The organism is Epilithonimonas bovis DSM 19482 (genome assembly GCF_900108115.1).
In the GTDB taxonomy this organism is placed as follows: domain Bacteria; phylum Bacteroidota; class Bacteroidia; order Flavobacteriales; family Weeksellaceae; genus Epilithonimonas; species Epilithonimonas bovis.
The window spans coordinates 1-14,968 of the sequence record NZ_FTPU01000054.1; the positions used below are offsets into that span (position 1 = coordinate 1).

Below are 14,968 nucleotides of genomic sequence, written 5' to 3' on the forward strand. Positions count from 1 at the left end.
GAAACAGAAAACGGCATCAAAACCCAAATTTGGTGTACCCTGATTGCACAGCTACTGTTGCAGGTTCTACGTGTAAAATCAAAGAGCAAAAAGGCATTTTCTACCATTGCGGCACTCATCAGGATTCATTTAATCAGCCATCTGGAAATATTTTGGATGGTACAGAACAGCAGGAGAACTTACACGAAACAGAAAAAACGAAGAAAACCACCTTGGATACAGACAGAATTGTTCTGAAAAACAGAGAGGTGGGTTTTTGTATTCTTATAAAAACATATTGAAAAACAATGTTTTATGAAGGAATATTACTCATTTGTGTGTTTATCCGTTTGATAGTGAAAAATAATATTTTTTGATCTAATAATAATTTTCGACCCCAAAATTTAACGTATTATAACAAAAATTGGTGCTGCTTTTGCAAGAATCATCCAAATTTTAAATTATGAAAAATATAATAGTTGCGGCCTCTGTTTTCCTTTTTTCGCAGGTTGCACTGGCACAAACCAAAACAATTGGTGCTTTTACATCCCTCAAAGTTTTTGATAAAATCCCGGTAGAACTGGTATCGTCCTCATCGTACAAGGCTGATATCTCCGGAGCCAAGTCAGACGATATAGAATTTGTAAATTCCGGCAACGAACTGAAAGTACGGATGAAAACACTTAAGCTGATGCAGGGTGACGATGTTAAGGTGGTGATATATTATAAAAACCTCAACAGTGTGCAGGCCAGCCAGGGTGCAAAAATCACCTCATCAGATGTGGTGAAAGCGTCGAAACTTCAGGTGACTTCCAATGAAGGTTCGCAGATTGATCTTGCTGTAGATGCCAGCGTGCTTGAAGGTAAATCCAATACCGGCGGCATTCTTAAACTCACCGGAAAGGCTGACTCGCAATCCGTTGTTGTGAATACAGGCGGACAATATGACGGACAAAATCTTAAAACCAATATTACCAGTATTACAACCAACGCAGGCGGACAGGCTTCTGTCAACGCATCCAAAACTATCGATGCTACTACCAGAGCCGGCGGCGTGATAGATGTCTATGGTAATCCTAAAACAAGAAATGACAAAAAAGTCATTGGCGGTAAAATCAATTATCGTTAATAACAGTTTCAATTTGACAACAAAAAACTTCCAATAATTTTGGAATTTTTTTTGTTACCGTAATTTCACAAGAGGTTATTTCTCCAACATTTGGATCGCTTTCAGCATATCAATCCCTTTTCCTAAAACCGGCTTAAAGAGGTCACCTTTGTCTTTCAGTCGCTCCAATGCATTATGAATATTAAAATCTGTTGGTTTCAGTCCGTTTTTCACTTCACTCCATTCCAAAGGCATAGAAACGGGAGCGCCATTTTTCGGCCGCAGGCTGTAGACGCTAGCGAGTGTCTGCCCTCGTCTGTTCTGCAAATAATCCAGATAAATTTTGTTTTTGTCTCTTTTTTGCAGGCTTCTTTCCAGTGTCGTCAGATCGGGCAATTTCTGCTGAACCATCTGCATTAGAAGATGCCCAAAATCCTTTACCTGATCGTAAGAATATTTCGCATTCATTGGGATGTAGACGTGAATCCCGGAGCTGCCAGAAGTTTTTGGATAACCTTCAATTTTTGCCAGATCCAAAACCTCTCTCACAGCTTGTACCGTTTCTATGACATCTTCGAAGGTGTTTTTCTCCGATGGATCCAGATCAAGGACCAGATAATCTGGGTTGTCGGCCTTTTGGACTTTACTCGTCCATACATTAAGCTCGATACAACCTAAATTATTAAGGTATGCCAATGTCTCTTTGTTATTGCAGATGATATAATTGATGTATTTATCAGAACTTTCGGAGAATACTTTTTGGATTTCTATCCAGTCCGGCGTTTCTTCGGACGCATCTTTCTGGAAAAAACTAAGTCCCTTGATGCCGTTGGGATAGCGGTTCATAGACTCGGGACGGTCTTTAAGATAAGGTAATATATAATCTGAAACACGCTGGTAATAATCGATAACATCACCTTTTGTTACATCATCATCAGGAAAATAAATCTTGTTTTGATTGGTCAGTTTCAGTTCCTGTTTTCCTATTTTTTTGATGACGTCATCTTTTCCGGTCCTGGTTTTTGGTTCTGTCTTTTTCACGGTTTTCTCTTTTGTAGGGTTATCTTGATTAAAACTAACATCCTGTGGTTCTATATCGTCCCGAAGTCTCAGGAAAATAGGATGCCTGTAGATATGATCTTGGGTCAGTTCCGTAAATTTGATTTCCGCAACGAGTTCCGGTTTCAGCCAGGTTGCTTTGGTATTGGTTTTTGGCGTGATCCTGAAAACTGAATTTTTTGCAACTAATGGCTGCATTTTTTCATAGATATTATCCAGTGACTGATCATTGAAACCACCACCGGTATGACCACAAAAAACCATTTCTCCATTCAAATATTTCCCAAGAATCAATGCGCCAAATTTTTTACGTGATCCTTTTGGTTCAGTAAACCCACATATAACGGCTTCGTCGCTTTTGTGGATTTTGATTTTTAGCCATTCGGAGCTGCGGATATTTTCTCTGTAAAGACTGTCGTTTTTCTTAGCAACAATCCCTTCCAATCCCATATTCTTTGCCGCTTCAAAAAAATCGATACCTTTTTCCGGTATATGGTCACTGTATTTGATAACTTCGTTTTGTTTTAGGGCATCTTTCAGTAATTCTTTCCTCTGTAGGTACGTGAGATTTTCCGTAGAATGCCCGTTTAGCCACAGCAGGTCAAACACCTGATAAGCCAACACGAGATTTGGATTATCGCCAATACTTTGCAACCATTGGAAGTTAGGTTTTCCTTTATCATCATACGCCACGATTTCGCCATCCAGAACCATTTTATGTTCCTGCAATTGGAGTGCATTGGTCACTTTTCTGAATTTCTTCGAAAAATCCAACCCATTCCTGGAATACAGCCGGAGTTCATCCCGGCTGAGATCTGCTATAGCACGGTAACCGTCCCACTTGATCTCAAAAGCCCAATCCTTATCATCAAAAGCTTTTTCTGAGACTTTGCATAACATCGGATGAATAAATTCTGACAGTTTTTTCTCTCCCGAGAGTGCCGGCGCATAATTTTTAAAATGCTTTATGCCTTCGGTTTTGTTATTTTTTTTTTACCGTCTTTCTCTTCGAGATAAGCAGTTACTTTAGAATTTTTTGCAGTGTGGTCTTCGGCGTTATAATCTTCCTCCACAGCATATTGATCTTTATGTTTGATGAGAAGCCAGGCATTACCTTCTTTAGAATTTTTAATTTTCACCAAGGCAAATTCACCTTTCAACCGTTTACCGTGAAGAATAAACTTGAGAGATTCTTTGTGCAGTTCCGCGCGCATTACCAAGTCATCACTTTTACCCTTCACCGGTTCTATAGGTTCATAAGTTCCCTCGTCCCAAATCTCGACTTGCCCCGCACCATAATTGCCTTTTGGGATTGATCCTTCGAAAGTCCTGTAGGCAAACGGATGATCTTCCACCATCATCGCCAGCCGCTTGTCAGCCGGATTTAACGATGGGCCTTTTGGCACAGCCCAACTTTTGAGGACACCATCCATCTCCAGACGGAAATCGTAATGCAGATGAGAAGCTGCATGCCGCTGGATAACAAATCTTAACTTTTTCCCGCTCTCTTTCTCTTCGCCTTCCGGTTCGGAGGTTTTTGTGAAATTCCGTTTTTTATTATAATCTTCTAGTGCCATAATTATAAATGATAAATGATCGTTGATAAATGATTAACTAATCTCAATTTTGATATTTAGTTATCCCACTTTTTTGTTTCCCTTTTCCAGGCTGGCTTTCAGCATTGCCATCAGGTCTGTCGCTTTTCCTTCGGGTTCTTTAGCTTCCACCAGTTTGATTTTTTTACCTTTTGCTTTTTGTTTTATAATTTTCAGCAGATCGGCGTTGTAAGTGTCTTTGTACTGAGAAGGATCAAAAGTGCTCGCCAAAGATTTGATAAGTTGCTCGGCCATTTTCAGCTCGGCAGGTTTTGGCGCATTGCCTTCAGAGATTTTCAGATCTTCAAAACTTCGCATTTCTTCGGGATAGCGCATCCTGTTTACCATTAATATTCTGTCTTCATAAGGGCGGATCATACAAAGGATTTCGCGTTCTCTCAGGACAAAGGAGCCAACGCCGGCCATTTTCGTCTTGATTAAGGCCTTTAATAATAATTTATAAGCCGCTTCGCCATTCTTCTGCGGTTCCAAAAAATAAGGGGTTTCAAACAGTGCCGGTTCTACTTCGGATTCTTTTACAAATTGCGAAATGCTCAGCACCTTAGATTTCTCCGGGCTTGCCGCTTCAAAATCTTCATCGTTCAGGACAATATATTTGTCTTCTATTTTGTAGCCCTTTACAATATTCTCCCAAACAACTTCTTTACCGGTTTTTTCGTTAACCCGCTTGAATTTTATATTACTAAGATCTCTGCCATCCAGCATATCCAAATCCAAAGTACTGGGATCTGTTGCTGAATAAAGCTTTATCGGGATATTGACCAATCCGAAACCGATAGCACCATTCCATATTGCTCTCATAACTTGGATATTTGATTTTGATTGTTAATAAAGATAAATGACTAGTCAGTTTTCTACAACAAGTATTCCATCATTACAGGTTTTGAAAATTCTGCCTTGTAATCATCAAAATTACAGTTTGAAATTAATAGCACATTATTTGTAACGGCTTATAAAAAGTAAAATGGAAAAAGAAACAAAAAAGAAAATAAGGCCAGCACAAAAGCAAAATCGCCCCGGACTGGAGCATAATATGACTCCCACTCCAGATACTGATCCCATCAACTATCCCAAAGAAGGGAAACTGAAAAATAAAGTGGCCTTAATTACCGGCGGTGACAGCGGAATTGGAAAAGCTGTAGCAAAACTTTTTGCGAAAGAAGGTGCCGATATTGCAATAGCATACCTAACAGAAACCAAAGATGCGAAACAAACTCAGAAAGAAGTGGAACAATATTCCGGCAAATGTCTGATTATAAAAGGTGATCTGGGCAAAGAAAACCACTGCAAAAAAGTGGTACAACAAACCATCAAAAAATTCGGAAAGATTGATATCCTCGTAAATAATGCAGGTTTGCACTGGGAAGCAGAATCTATTGAAGACATCTCCACAGACCAATTGTTAAAAACATTCCAGAATAATTTTTTCTCCTATTTCTGGATGGCTAAATACACATTGCCTTACCTAAAAAAAGGAGCCAGCATTATCAATACAACATCTGTAACCGCCTACAGAGGCAGTCCAAAATTGATTGATTACGCTTCTACCAAAGGCGCAATTGTTTCTTTCACCAGAAGTCTTTCTGCCAATCTTATTGATAAAGGCATCCGGGTAAATGCGGTAGCGCCCGGCCCTATCTGGACGCCATTAATTGCATCATCATTCAAGCCAAAGAAAAATTCGGAGTTTGGTAGTGATTCACCAATGAAACGTTCAGGGATGCCGAAGGAAGTGGCACCGTCTTTTTTATTCCTCGCTTCACAAGATTCGTCTTATATATCGGGCCAGGTACTGCATCCTAACGGCGGCGAAATTATTAATGGATAAGTTATAATTAATTACAGACATCAAAAACAAAATATTATGTCAACAAAAAATCTTACCAATCAGGAAGCTATTGAAAAAATCAAAGAACTGTCGGAAAAAGCAAAAATCTGTATGTTCTGTACAGAGTTGGACCGTTTACCAAGCAATTCCAGACCTATGGGTTTGCAGGAAACCGATGATAATGGCAATCTCTGGTTCATCAGTAGCGAAACCAGCAACAAAAATTTCGAAATTAAGGATGATAACCGTGTACAGCTGTATTTTATGAACAACAGCGATTCCGAATACCTGTCAGTCTATGGTTCCGCCTACATCTACACAGATAAATCTACCATCGAAGACAAATGGTCACCAATGGCCAATGCCTGGTTTGACGGCAAAGATGATCCCAAAGTATCTATTATCCGCGTAGAACCAAAAGAAAGCTATTATTGGGATACCAAAGCTGGCAAATTAGTAAGCCTCCTCACTTTTGCTACTGCTGCCATTACCGGGAAAGAAACAGATAATTCTGACGGTGTAGAAGGCACTGCAACAATTTGACAATTTCTGGATTTAAAAGTGAGCGTCATTAGGATTATCCTGATGGCGCTTTTTTGGGTAAAGCATCCCATTTAATATGATTTTTTTTACTTTTGACAATGCTTTTGACGAAAACCAATTTTTTTTACACGGCCCTGCTGATACTTTTGATGTTAATTGGATGTTCTCCTGCCTATGCACAATCGATGACAAGGGACTCTGTCGATATTGAATTAACAAAATTAAAGCCCGCAGCCAACTACTGAAAATTAAAGACTCTATAAGGGATGTCATTGTCAAGCAGGAACTCAACAATATTGTAAACCCTAAATCCAAAGAACTCGAAAAATACAAAACCGAGCTTCTTAAAATTAAAAAAGAAGATTCTCTGCGCCTGGCGCAGCAAAAAGAATCCGTAGAAAAACTCCGGCAAAAAGTAAAACCCTACGCGGTTGAGCTTTTTCATCAGCCACTTTTCAAAATTTATTCAGGATTAGGGCCATTTTCAGCAAAAGAACGCGCCATTACAGCCCAAAACGAGATCAAAAAACTGTACGAAAAGAAAGTTTACTTAGAAGATTGGCTGAAACTAGTCAACGTCCGGGAATATATTAATATTGTGTACGATGGCGATGTGATTACCAGCGTTGCCCAGGAAGATGCGCTTTGGGAAAATATGCCACAGGATTCTTTGGCGCTACATTACAGAAATGCGATCAATACAGGCATCAGAGAAAACCGCTTGAGCCATACTTTTGAAAACAGTGCTATCCGCTGGCTGTCAACCCTTGGTATTATCCTGGGCTTTATAGGAACGGTTTATCTCGTACGCCGATTTTTCAGATTTATCATTCGGAAAATTATCAGCAAAAAAGAAAAAGAATCAGCAGGCATTAAGATCAGAAATTACCAGTTCCTTAGCCTTCGGAAATTCAAAATTATTTCGGTCAGAATCCTGAAATGGGCACATTTTATACTATTTTTGATTTTGGCAGGTATTGCAATCAGTTTGATTTTCAGCATATTTCCAGCAACAGAACATTACGCAAATATGCTCATCCGCTGGATCAGTGTACCGTTGAAGGATTTGGGACATTCGTTATATAATTACATTCCGAATCTTTTGAGAATTATTGTTATTCTGGTGATCGGCGATATTTGGATAAATTATTGCGCTATTTTTCTATTGAAATCGAAAGAGGTATCCTGAAATTAAGAGGTTTTCACACAGATTAGGCAAAACCAACCTACCATCTTTTGAGAATCTGCCTTATTGCCTTCGTCATCATTATGATTTTCCCTTATCTGCCGGGATCGGATACCAGTGCATTTCGCGGAATTTCGGTGTTCTTTGGGGTTTTGCTGTCTTTGGGTTCATCGTCTGCCATCGCCAATACCATTGCCGGGTTTATCATTACTTATATGCGCTCGTTCCAGATTGGGGACTGGATCAAAATTAATGATGTAACCGGCGAAGTCATCGAAAAAACAGCCTTGGTCACTCGCTTAAGAACCATTAATAATGAGGATATTACTGTTCCCAACTCTATGATCCTTACCAACAAAACAACCAATTACAGTTCCGGGCAATCTGATAAAGGGTTGATCATCCCTATTAATCTGAATATCAATTACGATGTCGATTTTGAAAAAGTCAATGAACTGCTGAAAAAAGCAGCCTTGATGACAGACGATGTAGAGAAATATCCTGCGCCTTACGTTTTCAAAAATAAAATTGATGATACAGTGATCAATTACCAGTTGAATGCACTGACAAAAAAACCGGAAAGGATGTATTTTATCATTTCTGATCTTAACGAAAATATCCTGAAGGTTTTCAAAGAAGAACATATTGACCTGCTCTCGCCCCGTTTTTTTCCTAAGCCAAAAAAGCAGCCATAGAAAAATTAGCGTTGTAGAAAATCAGCACTAGAAATAATTTGGTCAGTTTTTTGAATGTTGAGAAACACCAATTATTATTTTTTTGAAACTCATCAGATTTACAAACAAAGGCATCTACTGCCCTCAGGGAAAGTTTTATATTGATCCGTGGCGGCCTGTTGATTTGGCGGTCATTACACATGGCCATGCCGACCACGCCCGTTGGGGCATGAAAAAATATCTCTGCCATCATTTTACAAAACCGATTTTAAAGAAAAGGATTGCAGAAGACATCAATTGCCAGACCTTGCAGTATGGAGAGATTCTCAATATTAATGGGGTCAAGCTATCGCTGTATCCGGCCGGTCACATTATTGGTTCAGCACAAATTCGTTTAGAATATAAAGGTTATATAAGTGTAATTTCTGGAGACTACAAAGTTCAGGATGATGGATTGAGCAGACCCTACGAAGTGGTAAAATGCAACGAATTTGTAACTGAAAGTACTTTTGGACTTCCCATTTACAATTGGCTCGAAGTAGATGATTTAAACAAAAGACTTCAAAGCTGGGTTTTAAGAAATCAGGAAAATCAGAAAACATCTGTATTTATCGGATATTCTTTAGGTAAAGCGCAACGCATTATGAAAGCGGTGGAAGGGCTGGGAAAAATCCATGTTCATTATTCTATCGGCAAACTCAATCAAGCTTTTGAAGAGGCGGGAATTTTACTCCCGGATTATGATATTCCGGATTTTCGGGAAAGCATCCGGCATATTGACGGCGATATAGTTATCGTTCCGCCCGCCTTGTTAGATTCTAATGTGATCAAAAAAATCCCGAATCCGGCGACTGCGATTTGCTCCGGCTGGATGCAGGTTCGCGGTGCCAGACGATGGCGAAGTGCTGACGCCGGTTTTGCGATGAGCGACCACGCCGACTGGAAAGGTCTGCTGGAAGCCGTGAAAGCTACAGAAGCCGAAATCGTACACGTCACACATGGACAAACCGAAGTTTTCTCCAAATATCTGAACGAAATCGGAATCAAATCTGATGTTGTGGAAACCCTTTACGGAGATGATGACGAGGAAGTAAAAGAAGAAAAAGAGGTTGTAAATGACGAAGAAAAAAGCAATGCGTAAAAATAAATTTTTTGAAGAAGTGCGCGTTGATCTGTTAAAAGGAGATAAACGGCGAATCGCCCGCAGCCCGACCTGAGTGGAGCTCATTTGCAGTTTTTGATCGGAAAAAGCCTTGGAAAAACTGCAAATAGCGAGAACGGAGGGCGGATAAAGCTGCCCAAAAAGAAAAATTAATGACTTATGAAGCATTTCGCTGAACTTATCAACGCGCTCGAAAGCACCAATAAGACCAACGCCAAAATCGATGCGATTATCGATTATCTGGAACGTGCGCCGGATGATGATAAGTTATGGTTTATCGCTTTATTTACGGGCAAAAGACCGAAGCGAAACGTCAACACCAATTATATGAAAGAATGGGCTTTGGAAATCACCCAATTGCCATTTTGGCTGTTTCAGGAGAGTTATTCTTCGGTCGGAGATTTAGGCGAAACGTTGTCATTAATTCTTCCGCCACCGACCGAAAAAATCGAGAAATCTTTGTCCGAATGGATGAATGAAATTGTTAGTTTAAAAAACAAATCTGACTTAGAAAAGAAAGAATTTGTTTTGAATTCCTGGAACGGACTGGATTATACAGAACGATTGATTTTCAATAAATTATTGGGCGGAAGTTTCAGGATCGGCGTTTCAGATAAAACCTTGATTAATGCTTTGACAAAATTTTCCGGTCAGGAAGCAAGTACATTGATGCACAGTTTGATGGGAAAATGGCAACCGGACGAAGTTTCATTCAGGGAACTGATTTCTGCAGAAAATATCAATCCCGATAATTCAAAACCCTACCCTTTTTGTTTGGCTTATGCGCTCGAAAAAGATCTGGAAGAACTCGGAACGCCTGATGAATGGCTAATTGAATACAAATGGGACGGCATCCGTGGCCAAATCATCCGTAGAAATGATGAAGTTTTTATCTGGTCTCGCGGAGAAGAACTGGTTACCGAACAATTCCCCGAAATCAAAGAAGTTGTTCAGAATATAAAAGGAAATTTTGTGATCGACGGCGAAATTCTCGCAGTAAAAGATGATAAAGTTTTAAATTTTAATGAATTACAAAAACGTTTGAACAGAAAAACTTTAACCAAAAAAATGCTTTCTGAAATTCCAATCCAGGTTTTTGCTTATGATTTGTTGGAATTGGAAGGAACAGATTTGCGGGAAAAACCAATCTCCGCAAGGCGGGCGATGCTGGAAGAATTATTACTCGACGAAAATCCTGAAAACATCAAAATTTCTCAAGCCATTGATTTTGAAAACTGGGAAGAACTCAATCAAATCAGAGAAAATTCAAGGGAAATCAACAGCGAAGGCCTGATGCTGAAACAGAAAAATTCGCCATATCATTCCGGCAGAAAAAAAGGCGATTGGTGGAAGTGGAAAATCAATCCGTTAACGATAGATGCCGTCCTTATCTACGCCCAGAAAGGCAGCGGACGGCGAAGTGCCTATTACACAGATTACAGTTTTGCCGTAAAAAGCGGCGACAAACTGGTCACAATAGCCAAAGCCTATTCCGGATTGACGGACAAAGAAATAATGGAAGTCAGCAAGTTTGTGAATAAAAATGCGATAGAGAAATTTGGTCCGGTTCGAACTGTAAAACCCGAATTGGTTTTTGAGATTGCATTTGAAGGAATCGGATTCAGTAATCGACACAAAAGCGGTGTTGCATTGCGCTTCCCAAGGATTTTAAGATGGCGAAAAGATAAAACCGTGGATGAGATTGATGATATTGAAGAGATTAAGAAATTAATACAGTAAGTTTTTAAACGCAATGAACGCAAAGATTTTTTGACATCTCACTGCATATTTTACGTTCGCAAAGGCACTTCGTTCAGCGAATGACAACAATGTTTCTTGGCTGAGTGAAACGCCTTTGCGAACGGAAAATGTTTTCAAAAAATTAAAATAAAACCTTGCGAACCTTGCGTTTAAAAAAATAATAATAAAATATAATTTGAGTAACTTCGAAAATACCGACGGATTTAAAATCATCCAAAACTGGATGATGGAAAAATCGATTTCTCCTTTCAAATTTCAGATTGACACCTGGCAGAAATTCGGGAATGGTTATAGCGGAATGGTTGTCGCCCCGACGGGTTTTGGTAAAACATATTCCGTTTTTTTAGCTTTGATTTCAGACTTTTTGAATCATCCCGAAAAATACAAAACAGGGCTAAAAATGATCTGGATCACACCACTTCGTTCGCTTTCCAAAGATATCGCCAAAGCAATGCAGGAGGCGATTGACGAGATTGGGTTGGATTGGACTGTCGGCGTACGAAATGGAGACACAGACCCGAAAATACGTCAGCAGCAGGTCAAAAATATGCCGGATATTTTAGTAGCAACTCCAGAAAGCCTGCACTTGCTCCTCGGGCAAAAAAATCATCAGCGGTTCTTTAAAAATCTCCAATGTATAGTGATTGATGAATGGCACGAATTACTGGGATCCAAACGTGGCGTTATGATGGAATTGGGAATTTCCCGGCTCAGAACCTATGTCCCAAAAATGAAGATTTGGGGAATCACGGCAACGATTGGTAATCTGGATGAAGCGATGGAAGTTCTGATCCCGTACAATATCAAAAAAACGAAGGTTACTGCCAAAGAAAAAAAGAAAATCGATATCCTCTCGGTTTTTCCTGATGAGGTGGAACTGTTGCCTTGGGCTGGGCATCTTGGCCATAAACTAGCCGATAAAGTTGTCCCGATTATTCTCAATTCCAATTCGACGATTATTTTTACAAATACAAGGAGTCAGAGCGAAATGTGGTATCAATTATTGTTGAATGCTTATCCGGATTTTGCGGGTCAGATTGCCATCCACCATAGTTCGATTGATGCACATCTGCGGATTTGGATTGAGGAAAACCTTAGCAATGGCAAACTAAAAGCCGTTGTTTCCACTTCATCTTTGGATTTAGGAATTGATTTTAAACCAGTTGATACAGTAATTCAAATTGGTTCTGCGAAAGGTGTTGCAAGATTTTTACAGCGCGCCGGCCGAAGTGGCCACTCCCCTTTTGAAACTTCGAAAATCTATTGCGTTCCGACGCATTCTTTAGAATTAATTGAAGTTGCCGCTTTAAAAGAAGCTGTTAAACAAAATGTAATTGAACCCCGTGAGCCACAGGTTTTATGTTTCGATGTATTGGTTCAGTTCCTAATGACTCTGGCGGTTGGCGACGGGTTTTATCCGGATCAGGTTTATCCAAAAATCAAAGAAACATACGCCTTCCGGGAAATGACTGAAGATGAATGGAAAAGCATATTGGATTTCCTGACCATTGGCGGTAAAGCCCTAAAAAATTACGAGGAATTCCATAAAATCGACATTCAGGAAGATAGTTTGTATAAAGTGACCTCTCGCAGGATCGCAATGCTGCACCGGATGAATATGGGCGTCATTGTGAGCGATGCAATGCTGAAGGTAAAATTTATTTCCGGCGGATACATTGGTATGGTTGAGGAGTACTTTATTTCGCGGCTGAAGAAAGATGAAAAATTTATTCTGGCAGGACGAGTTCTGGAAGTCGCCATGATAAAAGATATGACCGTCTATGTGAGAGCCTCAAAAGGTAAAGCATTTGCGCCGAGTTATTTGGGAGGAAGATTGCCGTTGAGCTCCAATCTAGGCCATTTCCTGAGAGAAAAACTATCCGGAGCATTGAACCCAAAAGCTTCCGAAAAAGAACTGAAATTCCTGCATCCGCTTCTGGTAAATCAGGAAGAGCGCTCCCATATTCCCAGAGAAGACGAATTTTTGGTAGAACTCATCAAAAACCGGGAAGGTTATCACCTTTTTATGTATCCGTTTGAAGGCCGTTTGGTGCACGAAGTGATGGCTGCGCTCATCGCCTACCGGATTTCAAAACTTGCTCCTATTTCTTTCTCAATGGCGATGAATGATTATGGTTTTGAATTGTTCAGTGATAAAGAAATCCCTTTGAATGAAGACAATTTGCATAAAATCCTGAGTAAGGAAAATCTGATGAATGATGTGATTTCCAGTATCAATGCTGCAGAAATGGCAAGGCGGAAATTCCGTGATATTGCGGTAATCTCCGGCATGGTGATTCAGAACTTCCCGGGTCAGCAACGCTCCAACAAATCGCTTCAAAGTTCCGCCGGTCTTATTTTCAAAGTTCTGGAAGATTACGATCCCAATCACTTTCTGGTTCGGCAGGCTTACACAGAAGTTTTCAATGCTCAGCTGCAGGAAGTACGCCTGGTAGAAGCGTTCAAAAGAATCGAAAAGTCAAAAATTATTCTGAAACTAGCCAATGCCTTTACACCTTTGAGTTTCCCAATAAAAGTGGATAGCCTGCGACAGACTTTGACAAGCGAGAATCTGGATGCAAGAATCCAGAAACTGATTCAGCAGGCGAAAAGAAATTGAGATAACTAGAATGAAAATAGTAACAAAAAATATAACGATTCAAAACGAAGTTTTCACTTTCACCAATCAACGGGCATTGTTTTGGAAGAAGGAAAAAGCTTTGATCCTCTCCGACCTACACATCGGAAAAACAGCTCATTTCCGTAAAAACGGCATTGCATTAGCCAATCAGATTATGAAAAATGATTTGGAGCGGTTATCTATTTTGATTGAATATTTCCAGCCTGACAAATTCATAGTTGTAGGAGATTTGCTTCACGCGGGTGACAACTCTGATGTAGACGAATTTTGCATATGGAAAAACCAATATAAAGATCTGGAATTCATCTTAGTTGAAGGCAATCACGACAGAATTTCAAAAAAACTGGAATCAAAATTATGCCTTAATTCCAAATCAACATCATTGGAGATTGATAACTTTACTTTCGTTCACGATTTTGAAAAAGAAAAATCAAAGTTCCAAATTACCGGACATATCCATCCTGGATTTGTCATTAAGTCTGTAGTTAAAAGAATAAAACTGCCTTGTTTTGTAGTGACAGACAATCAGCTGTTACTTCCCGCTTTCAGCGAATTTACAGGACTGGACACAAAAAACATCCCTAAGAAAGGAAAATTTTTTGTGTTTACAGATTCTGAGATTTATGAAGTTTAAGATGTAGACTTTTTTTTCGACGCAATAGATTGGAGTTTGTGCACTATTCTCAAACATAAAACCGCTAAAAGCACGTTTTACTAAGATTAAAAGTACAACAACTAATTTTTCCTTTTGATAATTAGTCAATTATAAATTTTTTGCAAATATAATTTGGTTAGAACCCAAAAGCTTTCTATATTTGCACCACTGAAAACGAGAGATCGTAGCAAGTAAGGAGAGTTGGCAGAGTGGTCGATTGCGGCAGTCTTGAAAACTGTTGACTGTAACAGGTCCGGGGGTTCGAATCCCTCACTCTCCGCAAAGTACAGCTTAAAACTAAAAACCCTTTAAAATTAGATTTTAAAGGGTTTTTTAATTCTGATAAGTTAGCAATTATTTGAAGTAATAAATGACACCAAAAAAAAAAAGATTCTCAATAAGAATCTTTTTTTAATATTTTAACCAAAAACTGGTTGATAATACGGGATCAAGATCAAACCTTGGGGACTAGGCAAAAATTTTAGATAATCTGAAAAGGAAAAATACTTTGTCTTTAACACCTCTAAGCTGCATTCTGAATTGCTTTATTTTCGAATTAAACGATTCTGCAGATGCATTGGTACTTCTTCTTTCAAAATAATTCAGGATGTCATTATAATGGTTTGTAATCGTATTTTTAAGTGTTGAAAAGGATTTAAAACCTGATTCTTCCACATCTTTAAACCAATGGGCAAGTTTGAGCATTGCTACAGATTTTAATGTGTTCTGATTATAAATTTTCCTTAGTTTATCGGA

At 39.3% G+C, this 14,968-nt stretch carries 15 protein-coding genes and 1 tRNA gene; 11 read left to right on the plus strand and 5 right to left on the minus strand.

Annotation, left to right across the window (positions count from 1 at the left end; genetic code table 11):
* Both B0B05_RS15070 and B0B05_RS15075 read left to right on the plus strand, forming a co-directional pair.
* Positions 1-281: hypothetical protein (locus B0B05_RS15070; RefSeq protein ID WP_221406982.1), on the plus strand; the 281-nt coding region annotated here is incomplete at its 5' end.
* A 161-nt stretch (positions 282-442) separates the two neighbouring features.
* Complete coding sequence (locus tag B0B05_RS15075) at positions 443-1,108, plus strand: head GIN domain-containing protein (RefSeq protein WP_076784418.1); 666 nt, start codon at positions 443-445, stop codon at positions 1,106-1,108.
* Between the two features lie 75 nt (positions 1,109-1,183).
* Here the strand turns inward: B0B05_RS15075 and ligD are convergent, their stop codons facing one another.
* The 3 genes from ligD to ku all read right to left on the minus strand — a co-directional run bounded on the left by ligD (position 1,184) and on the right by ku (position 4,563).
* Positions 1,184-3,046, minus strand: a complete 1,863-nt coding sequence (gene ligD, locus B0B05_RS15080; protein ID WP_076784419.1) for a DNA ligase D — start codon at positions 3,044-3,046, stop codon at positions 1,184-1,186.
* A 65-nt stretch (positions 3,047-3,111) separates the two neighbouring features.
* A complete protein-coding gene (locus B0B05_RS15085) occupies positions 3,112-3,723 on the minus strand; it encodes a DNA polymerase ligase N-terminal domain-containing protein (protein WP_076784420.1) in 612 nt (203 codons plus the stop codon).
* A 60-nt stretch (positions 3,724-3,783) separates the two neighbouring features.
* Positions 3,784-4,563: a non-homologous end joining protein Ku gene (ku, locus tag B0B05_RS15090; protein WP_076784421.1), complete on the minus strand. Its 780-nt coding sequence runs from the start codon at positions 4,561-4,563 to the stop codon at positions 3,784-3,786.
* 163 nt (positions 4,564-4,726) lie between these two features.
* On the opposite strand from ku, the gene B0B05_RS15095 reads away from it, so the two are divergent.
* Both B0B05_RS15095 and B0B05_RS15100 read left to right on the plus strand, forming a co-directional pair.
* The gene (locus B0B05_RS15095) at positions 4,727-5,590 is read left to right on the plus strand and encodes an SDR family oxidoreductase (RefSeq protein WP_076784422.1); all 864 of its coding nucleotides are present in this window, start codon (positions 4,727-4,729) and stop codon (positions 5,588-5,590) included.
* Between the two features lie 36 nt (positions 5,591-5,626).
* A complete protein-coding gene (locus B0B05_RS15100) occupies positions 5,627-6,133 on the plus strand; it encodes a pyridoxamine 5'-phosphate oxidase family protein (protein ID WP_076784423.1) in 507 nt (168 codons plus the stop codon).
* Positions 6,134-6,371: 238 nt separating this feature from the next.
* Here B0B05_RS15100 and B0B05_RS15105 read toward each other — a convergent pair whose 3' ends face one another.
* The gene (locus tag B0B05_RS15105) at positions 6,372-6,578 is read right to left on the minus strand and encodes a hypothetical protein (RefSeq protein ID WP_076784424.1); all 207 of its coding nucleotides are present in this window, start codon (positions 6,576-6,578) and stop codon (positions 6,372-6,374) included.
* A gap of 153 nt (positions 6,579-6,731) precedes the next feature.
* Here B0B05_RS15105 and B0B05_RS15110 point away from each other — a divergent pair, with 153 nt between their 5' ends.
* From B0B05_RS15110 to B0B05_RS15145, 7 genes are all read left to right on the plus strand, one after another.
* Positions 6,732-7,322: a hypothetical protein gene (locus B0B05_RS15110; protein ID WP_076784425.1), complete on the plus strand. Its 591-nt coding sequence runs from the start codon at positions 6,732-6,734 to the stop codon at positions 7,320-7,322.
* Positions 7,323-7,369: 47 nt separating this feature from the next.
* A complete protein-coding gene (locus B0B05_RS15115) occupies positions 7,370-8,014 on the plus strand; it encodes a mechanosensitive ion channel family protein (RefSeq protein ID WP_076784426.1) in 645 nt (214 codons plus the stop codon).
* Between the two features lie 82 nt (positions 8,015-8,096).
* Positions 8,097-9,134, plus strand: a complete 1,038-nt coding sequence (locus B0B05_RS15120) for a ligase-associated DNA damage response exonuclease (RefSeq protein ID WP_076784427.1) — start codon at positions 8,097-8,099, stop codon at positions 9,132-9,134.
* Positions 9,135-9,314: 180 nt separating this feature from the next.
* Positions 9,315-10,895, plus strand: coding sequence for an ATP-dependent DNA ligase (locus B0B05_RS15125; RefSeq protein ID WP_076784428.1), 1,581 nt, complete (start codon positions 9,315-9,317; stop codon positions 10,893-10,895).
* A 196-nt stretch (positions 10,896-11,091) separates the two neighbouring features.
* On the plus strand, positions 11,092-13,536 hold the full coding sequence (locus B0B05_RS15135; protein WP_143746050.1) for a ligase-associated DNA damage response DEXH box helicase: 2,445 nt from the start codon (positions 11,092-11,094) through the stop codon (positions 13,534-13,536).
* Positions 13,537-13,546: 10 nt separating this feature from the next.
* Entirely contained in the window at positions 13,547-14,191 is a 645-nt protein-coding gene (gene pdeM / locus B0B05_RS15140) for a ligase-associated DNA damage response endonuclease PdeM (RefSeq protein ID WP_076784431.1), read from the plus strand.
* Between the two features lie 216 nt (positions 14,192-14,407).
* Positions 14,408-14,492, plus strand: a tRNA-Ser gene (locus B0B05_RS15145).
* A 188-nt stretch (positions 14,493-14,680) separates the two neighbouring features.
* Here the strand turns inward: B0B05_RS15145 and B0B05_RS15150 are convergent.
* A partial coding sequence (locus B0B05_RS15150; protein ID WP_143746047.1) for a transposase occupies positions 14,681-14,968 on the minus strand: 288 nt, incomplete at its 5' end.